This window comes from Romboutsia sp. 1001713B170131_170501_G6, assembly GCF_015668195.1.
Classification (GTDB): Bacteria; Bacillota; Clostridia; order Peptostreptococcales; family Peptostreptococcaceae; genus Romboutsia_C.
The window spans coordinates 180,601-198,594 of the sequence record NZ_JADPFC010000004.1; the positions used below are offsets into that span (position 1 = coordinate 180,601).

Annotated in this window: 15 protein-coding genes; 1 reads left to right on the forward strand and 14 read right to left on the reverse strand. The window is 26.3% G+C overall.

Annotated elements, in window-relative coordinates; translation table 11 throughout:
- Positions 1-50: 50 nt before the first annotated feature.
- From I4U89_RS10920 to I4U89_RS10940, 5 genes are all read right to left on the reverse strand, one after another.
- Positions 51-1,181 (reverse strand): sodium ion-translocating decarboxylase subunit beta, encoded by a 1,131-nt coding sequence (locus I4U89_RS10920; protein WP_195940402.1) that lies wholly within the window; start codon positions 1,179-1,181, stop codon positions 51-53.
- Between the two features lie 19 nt (positions 1,182-1,200).
- Positions 1,201-1,581 carry a DUF2118 domain-containing protein gene (locus I4U89_RS10925; RefSeq protein ID WP_195940403.1) on the reverse strand — a complete coding sequence of 127 codons (381 nt, stop codon included), beginning with the start codon at positions 1,579-1,581 and terminating at the stop codon, positions 1,201-1,203.
- A 43-nt stretch (positions 1,582-1,624) separates the two neighbouring features.
- Positions 1,625-1,897, reverse strand: coding sequence for an OadG family transporter subunit (locus I4U89_RS10930; protein WP_195940404.1), 273 nt, complete (start codon positions 1,895-1,897; stop codon positions 1,625-1,627).
- A gap of 13 nt (positions 1,898-1,910) precedes the next feature.
- Entirely contained in the window at positions 1,911-3,305 is a 1,395-nt protein-coding gene (locus tag I4U89_RS10935) for an oxaloacetate decarboxylase subunit alpha (RefSeq protein ID WP_195940405.1), read from the reverse strand.
- Between the two features lie 308 nt (positions 3,306-3,613).
- A complete protein-coding gene (locus tag I4U89_RS10940) occupies positions 3,614-4,318 on the reverse strand; it encodes a hypothetical protein (RefSeq protein WP_195940406.1) in 705 nt (234 codons plus the stop codon).
- A 364-nt stretch (positions 4,319-4,682) separates the two neighbouring features.
- On the opposite strand from I4U89_RS10940, the gene I4U89_RS10945 reads away from it, so the two are divergent.
- Positions 4,683-5,267, forward strand: a complete 585-nt coding sequence (locus tag I4U89_RS10945) for a DUF3793 family protein (protein WP_243279198.1) — start codon at positions 4,683-4,685, stop codon at positions 5,265-5,267.
- Positions 5,268-5,479: 212 nt separating this feature from the next.
- Here the strand turns inward: I4U89_RS10945 and I4U89_RS10950 are convergent, their stop codons facing one another.
- The 9 genes from I4U89_RS10950 to I4U89_RS10990 form a co-directional block, all read right to left on the reverse strand.
- Positions 5,480-7,594: an adenosylcobalamin-dependent ribonucleoside-diphosphate reductase gene (locus I4U89_RS10950; protein WP_195940407.1), complete on the reverse strand. Its 2,115-nt coding sequence runs from the start codon at positions 7,592-7,594 to the stop codon at positions 5,480-5,482.
- A gap of 179 nt (positions 7,595-7,773) precedes the next feature.
- A complete protein-coding gene (locus tag I4U89_RS10955; RefSeq protein ID WP_195940408.1) occupies positions 7,774-9,759 on the reverse strand; it encodes a penicillin-binding transpeptidase domain-containing protein in 1,986 nt (661 codons plus the stop codon).
- An 11-nt stretch (positions 9,760-9,770) separates the two neighbouring features.
- The gene (locus I4U89_RS10960) at positions 9,771-10,619 is read right to left on the reverse strand and encodes a DUF6241 domain-containing protein (protein WP_195940409.1); all 849 of its coding nucleotides are present in this window, start codon (positions 10,617-10,619) and stop codon (positions 9,771-9,773) included.
- Positions 10,612-11,139, reverse strand: a complete 528-nt coding sequence (locus I4U89_RS10965; RefSeq protein WP_330615561.1) for a sigma-70 family RNA polymerase sigma factor — start codon at positions 11,137-11,139, stop codon at positions 10,612-10,614. The genes I4U89_RS10960 and I4U89_RS10965 overlap by 8 nt, the downstream gene beginning before the upstream one ends.
- Positions 11,140-11,634: 495 nt before the next feature.
- Entirely contained in the window at positions 11,635-12,405 is a 771-nt protein-coding gene (gene fdhD, locus I4U89_RS10970; protein ID WP_195940410.1) for a formate dehydrogenase accessory sulfurtransferase FdhD, read from the reverse strand.
- A complete protein-coding gene (locus I4U89_RS10975; protein ID WP_195940411.1) occupies positions 12,392-13,027 on the reverse strand; it encodes a molybdenum cofactor guanylyltransferase in 636 nt (211 codons plus the stop codon). Before I4U89_RS10975 ends, fdhD begins: the two co-directional genes overlap by 14 nt.
- 75 nt (positions 13,028-13,102) lie before the next feature.
- Positions 13,103-15,790 (reverse strand): formate dehydrogenase subunit alpha, encoded by a 2,688-nt coding sequence (gene fdhF / locus I4U89_RS10980; RefSeq protein WP_195940412.1) that lies wholly within the window; start codon positions 15,788-15,790, stop codon positions 13,103-13,105.
- Between the two features lie 125 nt (positions 15,791-15,915).
- Positions 15,916-17,193 (reverse strand): VanW family protein, encoded by a 1,278-nt coding sequence (locus I4U89_RS10985; RefSeq protein ID WP_195940413.1) that lies wholly within the window; start codon positions 17,191-17,193, stop codon positions 15,916-15,918.
- Between the two features lie 93 nt (positions 17,194-17,286).
- On the reverse strand, positions 17,287-17,919 hold the full coding sequence (locus I4U89_RS10990) for an endonuclease/exonuclease/phosphatase family protein (protein WP_195940414.1): 633 nt from the start codon (positions 17,917-17,919) through the stop codon (positions 17,287-17,289).
- Between the last annotated feature and the right edge of the window lie 75 nt (positions 17,920-17,994).

Consider the following 17,994-nt stretch of genomic DNA (forward strand, 5'->3'; position numbering starts at 1 on the left):
TATACTGATTTTTATAAAAAAAGAGTACTTCTAAGAAGTACTCTTTTACTCTATCCGAAAAATTTAAGTAATATCCCTGCAACAACAGCTGAACCTATAACACCAGCCACATTAGGCCCCATGGCATGCATTAATAAAAAATTTGATGGATTATCTTCTTGACCTACCTTTTGAACAACTCTTGCTGCCATTGGTACTGCTGATACTCCTGCTGCCCCTATTATAGGATTAATTTTGCCTTTACTTAATTTACACATAATTTTACCAAATAATACACCTGATGCTGTTCCTACTGAAAATGCAATTAGGCCCATTAGTGTTATTCCTAGTGTTTTAGGATTTAAAAATGTCTCTGCATTAGCTGTAGCACCAACTGTTAATCCAAGTATTATAGTCACTATATACATAAGTGAATTTTGTGCTGTTTCTACAAGCTTTGGTACTATATTGCTTTCTTTTAGTAAATTTCCAAACATTAGCATCCCTATAAGTGGTGCTGATGTCGGAAGTATACCTATAACTAATATCATTACAACTATTGGGAATAATATCTTTTCTTTCTTTGATACGCCTCTTAGCTGTTCCATTTTTATATTTCTTTCTTCTTTAGTTGTTAGTAATTTAATTATTGGTGGTTGTATAACTGGAACTAGTGCCATATATGAATAAGCTGCTAATGCTATTGGTCCTAGTAAATGTGGTGCTAAAATAGATGTTAATTGAATCGCAGTTGGTCCATCAGCTCCCCCTATTATACCAATTGATGCTGCTTCTAACCCATTAAATCCTAAGAATATAGCTCCTAAAAATGCAAAAAATATTCCAAACTGTGCTGCTGCACCTAATAGCATTGTCTTTGGATTTGCAATTAATGGCCCAAAATCAGTACTTGCCCCTATACATAAAAATATTAGTGGTGGAAATATACCAAGCTTTACACCTTGGTATAAATAGTATAATAATCCTCCAGTTGAACTATCACTTGGTGCATTCATAAGTCCAGTTCCTGGCATATTAGCAAGTAACATACCTATAGATATTGGTATTAATAAATATGGTTCATATTCCTTTTTTATTGCAATATATAAAAATATACAAGCTATAACTATCATTGAAATTTCTTTGTAAGTCATCATAAAAAATCCTGATTCAGTAATAAACTTCCCTATTATATCTCCCATTATAAATCCCCCTAATTACTTAAACTATTTTAAGTAAACTATCTCCAAGACTTACATTTTGACCTTTATCTACACTTATAATTTCAACACTTCCATCTGTAGGTGATACTATTTCATTTTCCATTTTCATAGCCTCTAGTATAGCTATAACCTGTCCTTTTTTTACATTATCCCCTTGTTTTACTAATACGTTTACTATAGTTCCTGGCATTGGTGCTTTTATAACTTTGTCATCTCTTGTATTGTTATTACTTTCTCTGATTTTTTCTTGATTTCTATCTTTTTTAATCTCTATATTTTTATTAACTTTAAATTCTTTTTCTGTATTTGGTAAAACCTCCTCTATTTCAACTTCATATACTTTCCCATTTACTGTTATATTATATTTTTTACAACTCATATTCTTCCCCTTTTCTATATTTATATAATCTTAAGTTTAATAATTATCTTACTCTTTTTATACTTTTTATACGAAGGTTTGGATTAGTATTGCTTCTTGCCATTATAGATGCTGCTAGTGCTGCTACTATTTTTTCTTCATCATCTTCTTCATTAGTTAAAGCTATTTCATCTTCATTTAAGTTTTTATCTTTATTTTTAAATATAATCTTAAAAGAACTAAGTATTAGTGCTATTGATAAGAGAATTATAAATACTATTGCCATACTTATAACCGTTACATATATACCGTCAATTATAAATATTTTATTATCCATCCCTACCCCCCATTTACATAGTTAAATTAATATAAATTACCTCTTCAGTCTCGTTCTTATTTTCACATTCTTTATATTTTTCTTTTAAAAATTTAGGCGCTACTTGAGGAAATAAAGCATAAGTTAATACATCTTCATCACATTTAGCTAAATAACCTAATTCTTTTTTTATTTTTTCAAACTCAGGTTCTATTAAATCTGCTGGTCTTATATCTATAGCTTCTTCATCCCCTATTATTTTTTCTTTTATATCCTCACTTATTTTAGTTGGAGACTTTCCATAATTTCCTCTCACATAATCTTTTATTTCCTTTGGAATAAGTTTATATCTTTCACCACTTATAACATTAAATAATGCTTGTGTTCCAACCATTTGACTCATAGGAGTAACTAGTGGTGGATATCCTAAATCAGCTCTAACTTTTGGCACTTCCCTTAATACATATTCATATTTATCTAATGCATTTTGACTATTTAATTGTGATAAAAGATTTGACAACATTCCTCCAGGAACTTTGTATTTTAGAGTTTGTGGTTCTGTTAATAATACCTTTGGATTTAATATATTTTCTTTCATATATTTATCTCTTATTGGTTTTAAATATTCAGCTACTTCTAAAAGCTTTTGAGTATTAAGACATGGGTTTCTATCCATTCCTGCAAAAGTTAGTGCAAGTGACTCTGTTGGCGGCTGTGATGTTCCTCCACTAAATGGAGATATAGCAGTATCTATTATATCAACTCCTGCTTCTACGGCCTTCATGTATATCATATCTGCAATACCACTAGTACAATGAGTATGGAGTTGTACATCTAAATTAGTTATAGACTTTATCTTCTTTATTAAATCATAAGCTTCATAAGGCATTAATACTCCTGCCATATCCTTAATACATATAGAATCTGTCCCCATATTTTCCATCGTCTTAATTAAATTTAAATAGTACTCTGTCGTGTGCACTTCACTTGTTGTATAAGATATAGCACATTGACAGTGACCATTGTATTTTTTTATAGCCTTTATAGATGCTTCAAGATTTCTTACATCATTTAAAGCATCAAATACTCTTATTATGTCTATGCCATTTTCTATAGATAATTTTATAAACTTATCTACTATATCATCAGCATAATTTCTATATCCTAATAAATTTTGTCCCCTAAGTAACATTTGAAGTTTAGTATTTTTAACATTTTTTCTTATAAGTCTTAACCTTTCCCAAGGATCTTCATTTAAAAAACGTATACATGCATCAAATGTAGCTCCTCCCCACACCTCTAAAGAGTAGTATCCTACTTCATCAATAGTTTTAAGTATTGGAAGTATTTCTTCGGTTTTTAACCTAGTTGCTATTAGTGATTGATGTCCATCTCTTAATGCAGTTTCTGTAATCCTTAGCTTTTTCATATAAATGTTTTCCCCCTTTCCTTACATTACTTCGACATTTTTTTGTTTACTTTCAATACAAAATATCTTTAATTCTATACCATAAATAATTAATATGTTTTTATATATATAAATTACTTATTTAATATTTATGTGCTAAATACCTAAAAAAGTAATCTATTTTTATATTTTATATTTATTTTATTCTCTATATATACTAAATATCCTTTTACAATTTATACCACTTTTTTAGTTTTTAATTATATAAATTTATATATATTAATTAATAAAAAAACACCTATAAAGATTTATAGATGTTTTTATTAATATTACTTTTTAATATTATCATTTTTATTAATATTGTTATTGTTGTTATTATTATTGTTATTATTGTTGTTATTATTATTGTTATTATTATTGTTATATTTATTAGTATCTATTCCTAATGATCTATTCATATCTTCTAATAATTTTTCAAATTGACTTTTTGTACCTTCATCTGTTTTTGTTGCTTTATCTACATCTCTCATAAAGTCTTCTTTTGATTTACTTAAATCTTCTTTTGATATTTTATCTAAATTTTTTAATTTTGTATCTATATTATCTATAGTTTTTTCGCCTTCTCTTATAAGATCCTTATTCATTTTATTTAATTCTTTATCATCTGTTTTTACATCATTTTTTAAATTATTTACAAAAGCTTGAGTTTTATCTCTTGCATCTTTATATGCCTCTTTTACATTAGATAAATATTTTTCATTTCCTGGGTACTCATTTGTTTCATAGTACTTAGCTACATTTTGTGGAGATAAGTAAACTTTATAATTATTCAAATCATTCATATAATCTCCATAAAATCTTGAGTACTGGCTTACATAATCATTGTCTCTTACAGAAGTATCATCTCCTGTTGGAGTCTCTACTTTTGTACCTTTTGCATTTTCGTTTGCCTTTTTGTCATTGTTATTACATGCTACGACTCCAAGTGATAACATTAATGAAAGTCCTATTGTCATAAGTTTTTTTAGTTTCATATTTTACCTCCAATTTTTCTTTATGTAATTATTTACTCTACTATTATTTACTAAATTTAAAATATTATTATAAAAAATTTAACATTTTAAATTTCTTATTTTGCCATAATTGCCATAAAAATTAATCCATATTTCTGTATTATTTTTATGATTTTTGAACAAACTTTTAGTAAAAATATTATGATAAAGTTTGTATTTAATTTAAGTTATATAACGATAATAAAATATTTATACCTGATACTAAACGTAATATTTTACATATACTAAAAATTATTAATTAATAAAATTTTTAGTATTGAAATTGATTATCATTTATTTTATAATGTAATTAGTTGATAATAATTTTCATTAGGAGTTGATAATTTTGAACTGTTATTCATGTAAAAATAATATAAATTCATCATATATAAAATGGTTACTAGAAATACTAGGTCCTGTACTTATGGGTTCTAAGCCTTGCGAAATACTTAGTATTCCTAGCTTTGATAAAAATAAAGACAGTAAAATAGACGATATAAAAAATCACTTTAACTTATGTAAAAAAATTGATTATATAATAATAGATAAAAAGGAAAAGGGACTTAAACTATTATTTATAAATAAAGATTCCTTATCTACTCAATTAAATAATAAAAAAATTCATAACTTTTTAAAATATTTAGGTTATCCATCTAATTTGGATATAGATTTATATCTTAACCACTTGATAAATAAATTAGAGGGAAATAATTTTCCAGATGAAATAGGTATATTTTTAGGATATCCACTTAAAGATGTCGTAGGATTTATGGGTTATGGTAGTTATAAATTTCATAACACTAAATATTGGAGAGTATATGGAGATCCTAAACCATCAGAAGATTTGTACTTTAGATTTCTAAATCATAGAGAAAAGTTAAGAGATATGTTAAAATCTCAAAGTGTAAAATATATACTTTCATCTTTTTAAAATAGTTAACCCAAAATACATAAATATACAACAAAAAAAAGAGCTTTCTTTATAAAGATAGCTCTTTTTTATATTTCATCTACTATATCCCAACATTTGACCACGCATAAACCCATATACTATTTCTTTAGTAAATTTTAACATGTAATCTCCCCCTATACCCCCTTGTTATTTCTTTTATAGTTCTATTTATTTGCTAGAATTCCTTTTTATTAGTTACACTTACTATACCCACATTTTAAGCATACTCCACATCCACCTGATGGTATTATAGATTCACTTTTACACTCTGGGCATATAAATTTTTCATTTTCTATTGTGTCTATATCTTCATATAAATTTTCTTTTTTATTATCTTTTGGCTTTTCATTAACTAATATCCCACTTCTTTTACAACCATCTCTGTATATAGTTATCCCTTTTAAATTATTTTTCCAAGCACTCATATAAATATTATATACATCATCTACAGTAGCTTCATGAGATAGATTTATTGTAGATGATATAGATGCATCTATATGTTTTTGCCATGCGTTTTGCATTTTTATTCTATCTTCTGGATTTAGGTTCATAGCTGTTACAAATATATTTGGCAAATCTTTTTCATTTCCTATATTATATTTATCCATATACTCTTTTACTATAGGAGTGTATACCTTGTAATATACGTCCTCATCATGCAAGCTTTCTGTTTTTCTTATATATGATAAGTTAAATATTGGCTCTATACCGCCACTTATACCAAGCATAGTTGATATAGAACCTGTAGGTGGTATTGTTAATAATTGAGAGTTTCTAAGTCCATATTTCCTAATTAGATTCTTAACATCCTCATTGACATTTTCTTTAAAGAACTTTGAATTAAAAACTACCTTTTCATCATACTTTTCATAACTTCCATAATCTCTTGAAAGAATTGCTGATTGCTTTAAAGCCTCATTTAACATAATCTTTGATAACTTTTCACATAAGTTTATAGAATTTTCACTTCCATATACTAAATTTAACTTTATAAGCATATCTGCTATTCCCATAACACCTAAACCTATTTGTCTATAATTTTTTACACTTTCTTTTTGTATATCTAGTGGATGAAGATTAAGACCTTCTTCTAACACTTCATTTAATCCTATAACACAATCTCGTACAGTTGATTTAAATTTATTAAAATCAAAAACTGCCTTTTTTGTAAATGGCTCTACTACAAACTCTGCTAAATTTATGGAACCTAGTAAACAACTTCCTCCAGCTGGTAATGGCTCTTCTGCACAAGGATTTACACCTTCATATCTAAAATTTTTATCTTCACTTAATAAGTGATTTTTCTTTATATTATCCCAAAATAAGATACCTGGCTCTGCATAATCCCAATTATTTTGTATAAGTTTCATAAACAAACTATATGCATCTACTTCTTTATTTATAATTTCATCAGTTTCTTTTACTAAAAATTTGCAAATAAACTTTTCTTTACTTTCTACAGCTCTCATAAATTCATCATTTATTCTAACTGATATATTCGCTTTGGTTATTTTATCCAAATTTGTTTTTATATCTATAAACTCTTCTATATCCGGATGATTTACATCCATTGATATCATTAGAGCTCCTCTTCTTCCCCTTTGTCCTATAAGGCCTGTTGTCATAGAATAAAGATCCATAAATGATACAGCTCCTGTAGTAGTCTTTGCTGCATTATATACCCTTGAGCCTCTTGGCCTTAAGTTTGATATATCAATTCCGACTCCTCCTCCATAGCTAAATGTTCTAGCTAAATATTTTGCAGTATCAAATATAGACTCTATATTGTCTTTCGGTCTAGATAATACATAACAATTAGAATAAGTTACTTTTATCCCATGCTTATTAAGGCCTCTATTTGCAAGTATTCTCCCTGCAAATAAAAACTTCTTCTCTCTTATAAGCTTTTCTATCTTTTTATTTCCTCCAGATACTCTTACTAGCCACTCATCGAAGCTTTCATTATTATATTGATATTTATTTGACCATATAGACTTTTGAAGTTCTTCCATTTTCCACTTAGAATATCTTATATTTGCTCTTTTTTCTCTATATAATATGTACTTTTTAGCTACATCTTTTCTATTTGATTCCATAAGATATAACTCTACCATATCTTGTATTTCTTCTACATTTATAGGTTTATTTGCATTAATTATACTTCTTTCTATCTTGTTAGCTATATCTATGGCTAACTCTTTATCTTCATCAAACTTGCTATTTATGGTTGATTTATAGATAGCATTATATATTTTATCTTTATCAAATCTCTCTTTTGTTCCATCTCTTTTTATTATATTTTCCATTAGTTAATCCCTCATATTAGCATTTTATATTTTGATTATTAAAATTATTTTTAATCATTAATATCTTTCCTTAATCTAGTTTAAATTATTAATATAAAAAACTATTTTATTTAATCTATATTACACCTGGATTTTACTACTTCTTTATAATATAAAAAAGAAGCCTGTCGGCTTCTTTTTTATTTTCCTAAGTAATAATTTAATATATTCTTAACCTTAGGTACTACATATTCACTAGTAGATTTATTTATATTCTCTACTATCATAGATATAGCTATATTAGGTTCATCTTCATTTACTGCAACAAACCATCCATTTTTAATACCACTATTATCATCTTTACTATTTTTTATTTCAGCAGTGCCAGTTTTACCCATTATATTTTCACCTTCTATTTTAGCTAGATATCCTGTTGAATCTTCATCATTTATAGCACCTTTAAAACATTTTTTTAATTCTTTTATATATTTCTTATCTATAGCATTTTTATATACTTTACTTTCTTTGTTTTCACTTATAACAAGTCTTGGTACCATTATATTTCCGTCATTAACTAAAGCACTATAATAAAGTACAACATCTAATGGAGTCATTAATATTTCCCCTTGGCCATACCCTGTGTCTCCTAAAAGGATTTCATTGTCTAATTTCCCATTATTAGATATTTGAGAATTTTGCATAGGATATTCAAAAGTAATTTTTTCTCCTATACCAAACTTTTTTAATCCTTTTATATACTCTTTTTCTCCTATTTTTATAGTCTTATCTGCAAAATATATATTGTCAGAGAATTTTACTGCATCATATAGATTAACAGGTCCTTTTGTATCTTTTACTCTTGTTACGCTATAATCACCCCAACTGCTATCTTTTTGCCAGCTAACTCCCTTTATATCCATATATTCATTAGGATTTATAACACCACTTTCTAATCCAATACTAGATGTAATTAATTTTATAGTTGAACCTGGCGAGTAGGCATTATTAGCTCTATTTTCAAATTGTATGTTATTTTGATTTTTCCACTCATTAGCTATTTCTTTAGTCTTGTATGTAACTAATGTATTAGAATTATAAGATGGAGAACTTACCATAGCTAATACTTCTCCATTTAATGGATTAATTACTATAGAAGCTCCTTTATCTCCTTTTAATTCGTTATATATATTATCTTGAAGCTTAGAGTCTATAGATAGTTTTATATCTTTTCCGTTTATAGGATTTGTTTTAGCTATTTCTATTTTCTCATTTCCTCTTTCTAGATAAATCTCTACTCCATCAATTGCTCTTAGTTTATCTTCATATATTTGTTCTAGTCCTGCTTTTCCAATCTTACTAGTCTGTGAATATCCTTTACTTTTTTCTAGTTCTTCTTTTGTTATATTTCCTACATATCCAATTAAGTTTCCAAAAGCTTCACTATTTTTATACACTCTAGACACTTCTTCTTTTAGACTAATTCCTTCTATTAATTTGATATTATTTATTCTATCAATTTCATATCTTGATACATTTAATAGATGTGTTAGTTGATTACTTGGCTTATCTTTTATTGTATCTTCTATATACTCTTTACTTATATCTAATATTGTTGCTACCTTGTCTATATTTTCTATTTTATTTTTATTAAATACTTCTGGGTGTATATAAACTGAGTTTACATTAGAATCTACGGCTAGTTCTTCATCATTTCTATCTAATATTTTACCCCTAGTAGCCTTTATATTCTTTACTCTTATTAAATCACCTTTTTTCATATTAGGTAGTATTAGACTTTCATCCCATATTATTTTATATCTATTATCTTCCTTGACTAAATTTATATTTAAATTATCATAATCTAATTTACCTGCTATAGTATTCATACTCATATATGCTATTATATTTAAATCTTTATCTATCTCTTTTACATCTACCTTTATATCTTCTACATTTATAGCACTATAAATATTTTTATATCTATCTGTAAACTCTTCAAATGATATCTCTTCTTTAGATTTATTAGATATATTTTCATATAAATTATCAAATTTTCTTTCATTCAAATCCTTAGCAAAACCACTTATGCTTTTTTGTACTTCATCTTCATTACTACATCCTGCTAGCGATAGCGTAGTCATTATAATTACCCCTAAAAATATAAGTATTTTTTTTAATCCCCTCATTAAAATTCTCCTTATTTAAAATATTTAGATTTTATTTTATTTACTTCATCATGCTTTATAGATATTGCTTTTCCAACCTCTCCCCCTAGTATATTCCATACATAGTTATGAACTTCTACTGCATTATCAAAATCACCTTTTTTCCAGTTTAATAATTGTCTATTTAGGTATTCCTTAACGTCATTATCTTTTACATATCCTAAAGAAGTTATAGCTATATCTACACTTTCAGGTGTTATCTCTACTATTCCATACTTTCTATCATCTACAGCTTTTATAATACTATTTGCCATTTCATGTATAAACTGTATACTTTGATATTCACTATTTGGCATATATAAGTTATTTACTTGTACGTTATCTTCCTCTTTTATATCTTTATTTTTTTCTTTATCTAAATCTTTAAGTTCTTTATTTAAGTCTTCATCAGTTTTATTTACCTTGTAATCTGTAGTTTCTACTACTTCAAACTTTATGCTACCATTTTCATCTAACTTGGCCTTTGGTATATATTTATCTACTCCTATAAAAGATGCAATTTCATCTACTTGCAAAGTATCATTTATAGTTTGGAAGAAATTTTTAACTGGTGGTAGCTTATGTGCAAGCACAGGATTATATATGCCAACAGATAATATAATACCTAAACTTGCTGCTATATACATAAATTTCTTTTTACTTTTTTCTATCTTAATATCTTTTTCTGCATTATCTATCGCATTTTTTATTAAAGTATTTAAATCATCTGGAATCTCAATTGATTCTATTTTTTCTTTATCTATGTAAAAATCCTTAATTTCTTTATCTATATCTATATCTATATCAATTAAATTATTTTCAACTTTATTTTTTTTACTCATTCTCATAGCCCTCCTTTAATAGATTTTTCATGTCTTTTATTGCTTTTCTTAGATGTGTTTTTATAGTATTAATAGGACGGTCTAGTATATTTGATATTTCTTCTAATTTTAAATCTTCTATATATCTAAGTATAATTGCATCTTTATATTTATCTTCTAATTCATCTATAGCATTGTATAAATCTATTTTAACTTCAACTCTATCATCTATTAAAATCTCTTTTATATATGAATTTTCATCATGTCCTAAATCTATCATTCCATTTTTTCTTAAATGATCATTTGTTGTATTTATAAGTATTTTACTTATCCAAGTTTTAAAATATTTAGGCTCTTTTAATTTTCTTATATTCTTGTATGCTTTATATACTGTTTCTTGAAATATTTCCTTTGCATCTTCCTCATATTTACACCTTATATATATTTCCTTATATAGTCTTTTTGAGTGCATATTTATCAACTTCTCAAAAGCTTCTTTATCACCTTTTATTGCTCTTTCGGCTAGTATTACTTCATCCACTTTTTTACTCCCTTCATACTTTCATTTATGATTACATTTATTAGACTCTAGGTTTTAGTAAAAAGTTTTAACTTTTTTATTTTTTTCACTTATTTTTATAAAAACATAAAAAATTCGCTTCGCCTAAGTCACTGCGTTGGCGCTATACTTCATGTCGCCAACGACTTCGTCCGTTGCTAAAAATGTCTTTTTTACGCTCTGCAAACTGATTGGTGTTACTTAACTTCAATAGTTATACACAGTTTTTAAAGTATCATAGTTTTCTTAAGCGTAAAAAATACTAGAAAATATTATTCTAGTATTTTTAGTAAATATTAATTTATAAATTTATCTTTTATATTTTTGTAACTTTATACTATTATAGTTATATTAACCTTCTCATTTTTTAAGTTCCTAAATTTTAAATATTATTAATATCTATATTATATCAATTTCCTTATTTCTTATCATAGAGCTATACTTATAAAATATATATAATAATTCACAACCATTTTACTAATCATTGTATATATTCATTTTTTCTCCTCTTGCAAAACCTATTACTATAATACCTAATTCTTTTGATAATTTCATAGCCATATGAGTTATAGCTGATCTTGATACTATATATTTGATATTTAAATTAAAGCATTTTAATATTATTTCGGATGTTATTCTTCCACTTGTAAGTATTAACTTATTATTTATATCTATATTATCTATTAAACACTTCCCTATCACCTTGTCTAATGCATTATGCCTACCTATATCTTCTTTAAAAAATAATATTTCTTTAAAGTTACTAAGAGCTACACTATGAACACCACCAGTATTTTTAAATACTTCTGACTTTTCATTGAATTTATTTATAAGCTTGTTTATATTTTTATAATCTAAAGTATCTATATTTAAAATGTCATCAGATTTTGTTTTTAACTTTTCTAAAGACTTGTAATATATACTTCCCTTGCCACAACCACTAGTTATAGCTCTTTTTTCATTTAACTTATTATCTATATTATTTTTATTAATTATTTTTATATCTACATATCCCTCTTCTTCAAATACATTGATACTATTGATATCACTATATGAAGTTATTATCTCATCTGAGTACAAAAATCCTACTGCTAAATGTAGTAATGAACTTGGAGTACATATTAGCGTTATATATTCATATTCATTTATATATATAGTAAATAAATACTCTACCACTATATCATCATCAATTTCTATTATTTCACCATTTATATATCTTTTTATTTTATATTTTTTAACCACATCCATAGGTATAAATTCCCTTTTTATAATAATCTAGTTCTTCTTTTGTATTTATGTTTATAAACATGTTTTCATTAAATTTATACTTTTTAAATTCATCTTCTTTAACATAATGTACATTTTTATTATTTCTTTCATAAAAACTTATTATAGACTTTCTATCTGATTTTAATATATAATCTTTCATCTCATATCCTAATTTTTTTTTATAAGCACCATGAAAAAGTTGAATTTTATCATTTAATAAAGATATATAAATATGAGATTCATTTTTATCTTTTATGTCTTTATTTACCATTTCTTTAATGTATTTTATGTAATTATCATCTATAACAGGCATATCACAAGCTAATATATAAGCATATAAGCTACTACTATTTTTAAGCCCTACACTTATTCCAGCCAGTGGTCCCATCCCCTTTATTTCATCCTCTACAACTTTGTACCCTAAATCTTTGTAATATTCTTTTTTATTAGTCACTATTATTATTTCTTTAAAGTGTTTTTCTAGCTTTTTAGCAATTTCTAATATTAATCTCTTTTCATTTATTACTAAAAATTGCTTATCAAACCCCATTCTACTACTTTTTCCACCAGCTAGTATTATAGCTGTATTTAGATTATCCATATTAATCACCTTTATATTAAAGTAGTGTTTTAAAAATAAGGATATAAATTAACTTATATCCTTATTTACTATACTTTAAGCATGCGCTAATTCTTTATTTCTTATTTTTTCTACCTTTATAGCACATACCTTTAAATCCGGTACCTTACTTACTTTATCTAGTGTAGTATTAGTAAGGTAATTTGCAGCTCCATCAGCAAAGTGGAAAGGCATAAAAAATACATCTTCATCAACTATATCAGTTATTCTTACATAAGTTTCTATTTCTCCACGCTTTGAAGATACCTTTATTTTTTCATTTTCTTCAAATCCTAATTTGTTAGCTGTTATTGGATTTACTTCTATATATGAATGTGGTGCCTTTTCATTGAGCCCCTCTACCTTACCTGTCATAGTTCTAGTATGATAATGATATAGTATCCTACCATTAATCAATGTATATGGGTATTCTTCACTTAAGCCTTCAAAACTTAATGTATAATCACAAGGAATAAATGTTGCTTTACCTTTTGCAAATTTATCTATATGTAATATTTTAGTGCCTTCATGATTAATATTAGTACATGGCCACTGTAATCCTTTTTCTTCTATTCTTTCATAATTTATTCCAGCATACGATGGTGTTAACTCACTAATCTCTTTCATTATCTCTTTTGGAGATTCATAGATTTTATCATATCCTAATTTGTTCATAACCTCCATTAATATAATCCAATCGGATTTTGAGTTATACACAGGCTTTATAGCTTCCCTTATTCTTTGAACTCTTCTATCTGTGTTTGTAAATGTTCCATCTTTCTCTGCAAAAGATGCAGCAGGTAAAACTACATCTGCAAGTTCTGCTGTTTCAGTTAAAAATATATCTTGTACAACTAAGAAATCTAGTTTTTCTAGTGCTTTTTTTATATGATTTATATCTGGATCTGATATCATAGGATTTTCACCCATTATATATAAAAACCTTATATCACCACGTCCTATAGCATTAGTTATCTCTGGAACTGTTAAACCTACTCTATTAGACAATTTTACTCCCCATGCATTTTCAAACTTTTTAACAATATCTTTGTTTAATACACTTTGATACCCTGTAAATACATTTGGTAAAGCTCCCATATCACATGCACCTTGCACATTATTTTGACCTCTAAGTGGATTTACTCCTGTATATTCTTTTCCTAAGTTGCCACATAAAAGTGCTAAATTTGATATACTCATAACATTTTGAGTTCCTGTTGAATGTTGAGTTATACCCATAGAGTAAAATGTTGCACTGTTATTAGTTGCATATATTCTAGCAGCTTTTATAATATCATCTTTATCTACTCCACATATTCTGGCACCTTCTTCAGGTGTGTAATCTTTAATTAATTCTTTTAAAGCTTCATAGTTTTCAGTTCTTTCTTTTATATATTTATCATCTTGTAAATTTTCAGATATTATAACATTCATCATAGTGTTTAATAAGGCTACATTTGTTCCAGGATTTATTTGTAAAAATACATCAGCTCTTTTAGCTAACTCTATTTTTCTTGGATCTGCTACTATTAATTTCGCGCCTTTACTTACTGCTTGTTTTATCTTAGCTCCTATAACAGGATGATTTTCTGTTGTATTAGAACCTATTACAAATATAGATTTTAAATCACTTACCTCTTCAATGCTATTTGTCATAGCACCACTACCTAATGTAGTTGCAAGACCTGCAACTGTTGAGGAATGTCAGAGTCGAGCACAATGATCTACATTATTAGTTCCCATTACTCCTCTTATCATTTTTTGGAATAAATAGTTTTCTTCATTGCTACATCTTGCTGAAGATAATCCTGCAAAAGCATCACTTCCATAGTTTTCTTTTGTTTTATTAAAATTTTCTAATATATAATCATATGCTTTCTCCCAAGTAACTTCTTCAAATTTTCCATCTATTTTTATTAGCGGGTTTTTAAGTCTATCTTCATGATTTATAAATTTATATCCAAATTTTCCTTTAACACATAGTAATCCATCATTTACTTCACCAAATACTGGTTGAGATCCAACTACCTTATCATTTTTAACTAATAGTTCTAATTGACACCCTACTCCACAATAAGAACAAGTAGTCTTTACTTTTTTAGTATTATAAAAATCTGCATTTTTAGGAACTAATGCTCCTACTGGACAAATTGATACACAATTACCACAAGATACACAACTAGATTCATTTAGATTTTCTCTAAAGAATGGAGTAATCTCAGTTTCATAACCTCTATCAACTGAACTTATAGCACTCACTTCTTGTAATTCTTCACATACTCTTACACATTTTTTACAGAGAATACATTTATTAGGGTCATAATAAAAAAATGGATTGCTGTCATCAATAGGCAATTTTTTTGGCTTGTTGCCATATTTAGGTTTGAAATTATTTAGATATATACTTGAATAGTCTTGTAATTTACATGAACCCGATCTTGAACATGTTGTGCACTCTAATGGATGGTCTGATATCATAAGTTCTAATATTTCTTTTCTTGCGCTTTGTACTTTCTTGCTATTTGTTAATATTTCCATTCCCTCTTTTACTATTTTTCCACAAGCTACTTCTAAATTTTTGCTTCCTTTAATCTCTACTACACACATTCTACATAGTCCGCTTGGATTTAATCTTTCATCATTACAAAAATTAGGCAATTCTATTCCTATACTTTTACAAGCATTAAAAATCGTGGTTCCTCTTTTAACGCTAACTTTAGTATTATTTATAATTATATTTACCAAAGTATTACCCCCTATTGAAATTTAACTACTTTAATATTTTCAACCATATATACTTCTATTCCTTCTATAATATGATGTTTTATATTAATTTATGAAAAAAAAGCCTATGAAAATACATAAGCTTTTTATTTATTAGGTTTTTTATATACACTTTTATAAATGAATTCTGTATCTATTACATTTCCATTTGAATCTTTATATTTTCTATAAGTTTTCGATGCATCTAAACCATTTTGTTTGAATACTTCTACGTATATTTCTATATTCTTTTTATCATTATCATTTCCATATATCCTACAAGTTAAAGTTCCATTTCCTACTATTGTTTTTACATATACAGGATGGTTATATTGATTTTTAAATCTAAAATCAGTTCCACCGTCATTTACCATAGCATCTCTACCTATTGGAACATAAGTTGATAATAATGAGTGATTAGTTATTGAAGTTAACTTAAGCCCAGATTCTAAAACTGCATTATATAAAGTACTAGAAACCTGACATACACCTCCGCCTAATCCATCTTCTAGCTTTCCATTTATAATAACAGGCGCATCTTTATATCCATTAGATTTATTTCTCACTCCTGTATGTTGATTGTATGAATATTCTTCTCCAGGCATTAAAAGTACATCACTACTTTTATTTCCTGCTACTCTTATATTGTGTACCCTCCCAGTTAAAGATGTAGAAAACTTAGTTGTAAATTCTCCTAATAAAGTATTTATACTTTTAGCATCTTCAGTTTTAACATGAGGTTCTTTTATATTTACCTTTAAATTTATATCACTAAAATCTTTGTTCTTTATATTATTTAATATAACATCTTTAGTATTTGCTATGTCTAATTCTTTACCAATTGTTGATGGTGATGTACTGATTCCTCCATAATTTGATATATAAACTTTTGCATTAACCATATCAATATTTATATCTTTTGATATCTTTTGTATTTTTTCACTAAGTTTAGACTCATTGTAATTAGAATTTATGTTAAACTCTTTCTTATCCTTTTTTAGTGATAAATATCGTTTTATATTTTCTATATAACTATCTGTTTTAGTGTAGTTATAAGCTTTATCAATTACATTTTTTGTATCATAAGTTAAATCTATATCATTTGGTGATATCTTATATGATTTATTTTCATATAAAAGATTTATATCATTTGGTGATATCTTTTCATTTACAATCTTAATAGCTTCTTCTTTTGTCATATCAGATACATCTATATTTTCTATATATATATTTTTTGCTATCTTATCATTATAAATATAATTTTTATTAAAGTAGCTAATCATAATTCCAAGTATAAATATTGCCCCTATACTAAATATAATAGCAGTTTTCCTCTTATTTTCTTTAAGTCTATAAGACCTAGATGATTTTTTTTCTTTACTCATTACTCCACCTCATTTTAAATTGTAATTAAATTATATTTGATTAAATTTTTTCAAACAAGATTAGAATAAAATATGTAACTTTATTGTTACATTTTATCTGAATTTACAGATTATTGGATAATGATCTGAATAGTCTATCTTATCTATATAATAATCATCTATAGTTATTAGTTTGTCTGAGAATATATAATCTATTCTGGCATCATTTTTTATAAATGTTCCTTTTTGGAAATTTCCTGTATAAATAGCTACATCATTATACGTATTTATACTTAAATTTTTCTCATTTAAGTCTCCGCATATTATAATCTTATTCGGTAGTTTATTTGAATAATTTAATATCTCATTTATCTGAGTATACCTTTCATTTTTATCTAATCCTAAGTGTGTATTTATAACATTAAATTTTCCATTTTTAGAAAATATGTTTGTATATAAAAATCCTCTTTGTTCTTTTTTACTAGTTAGCAACACGTGTTCGTGTACATCTATTTCATATTTAGAAAAAGTACATATACCATACATCATATTTTGATTTATAACATTTGCACAAAATACTCCATCCATATTTAAATTTTGTTTTAACTTTGCAAACTGTGGATATAAAACTTCTTGTAGACAAATAACATCAAATTCTTTACTTTTTAAATATTTAGTTATCTTATTTAAAGTGTTTTTATTATTTAAATCACTAGCCTTATGTATATTATATGTTACCATTTTCATACTAAAGCCTCCTTAATTACACTTATTTATAAAATATTAAAACCTAGCTTAGATATATTATCAGCTAAGCTAGGT

Excerpts from the sequence above, each read along its gene's own strand:
- fdhD (WP_195940410.1), bottom strand. The coding sequence starts at position 12,405 with ATGGATGTGGTTAAAAAATATAAAATAAAAAGATATATAAATGGTGAA.
- I4U89_RS10920 (WP_195940402.1), bottom strand. The coding sequence starts at position 1,181 with ATGGGAGATATAATAGGGAAGTTTATTACTGAATCAGGATTTTTTATG.
- I4U89_RS10990 (WP_195940414.1), bottom strand. The coding sequence starts at position 17,919 with ATGAAAATGGTAACATATAATATACATAAGGCTAGTGATTTAAATAAT.
- I4U89_RS10960 (WP_195940409.1), bottom strand. The coding sequence starts at position 10,619 with ATGAGTAAAAAAAATAAAGTTGAAAATAATTTAATTGATATAGATATA.
- I4U89_RS10975 (WP_195940411.1), bottom strand. The coding sequence starts at position 13,027 with ATGGATAATCTAAATACAGCTATAATACTAGCTGGTGGAAAAAGTAGT.
- I4U89_RS10985 (WP_195940413.1), bottom strand. The coding sequence starts at position 17,193 with ATGAGTAAAGAAAAAAAATCATCTAGGTCTTATAGACTTAAAGAAAAT.
- I4U89_RS10925 (WP_195940403.1), bottom strand. The coding sequence starts at position 1,581 with ATGAGTTGTAAAAAATATAATATAACAGTAAATGGGAAAGTATATGAA.
- I4U89_RS10930 (WP_195940404.1), bottom strand. The coding sequence starts at position 1,897 with ATGGATAATAAAATATTTATAATTGACGGTATATATGTAACGGTTATA.
- I4U89_RS10955 (WP_195940408.1), bottom strand. The coding sequence starts at position 9,759 with ATGAGGGGATTAAAAAAAATACTTATATTTTTAGGGGTAATTATAATG.
- I4U89_RS10940 (WP_195940406.1), bottom strand. The coding sequence starts at position 4,318 with ATGAAACTAAAAAAACTTATGACAATAGGACTTTCATTAATGTTATCA.
- I4U89_RS10950 (WP_195940407.1), bottom strand. The coding sequence starts at position 7,594 with ATGGAAAATATAATAAAAAGAGATGGAACAAAAGAGAGATTTGATAAA.
- I4U89_RS10935 (WP_195940405.1), bottom strand. The coding sequence starts at position 3,305 with ATGAAAAAGCTAAGGATTACAGAAACTGCATTAAGAGATGGACATCAA.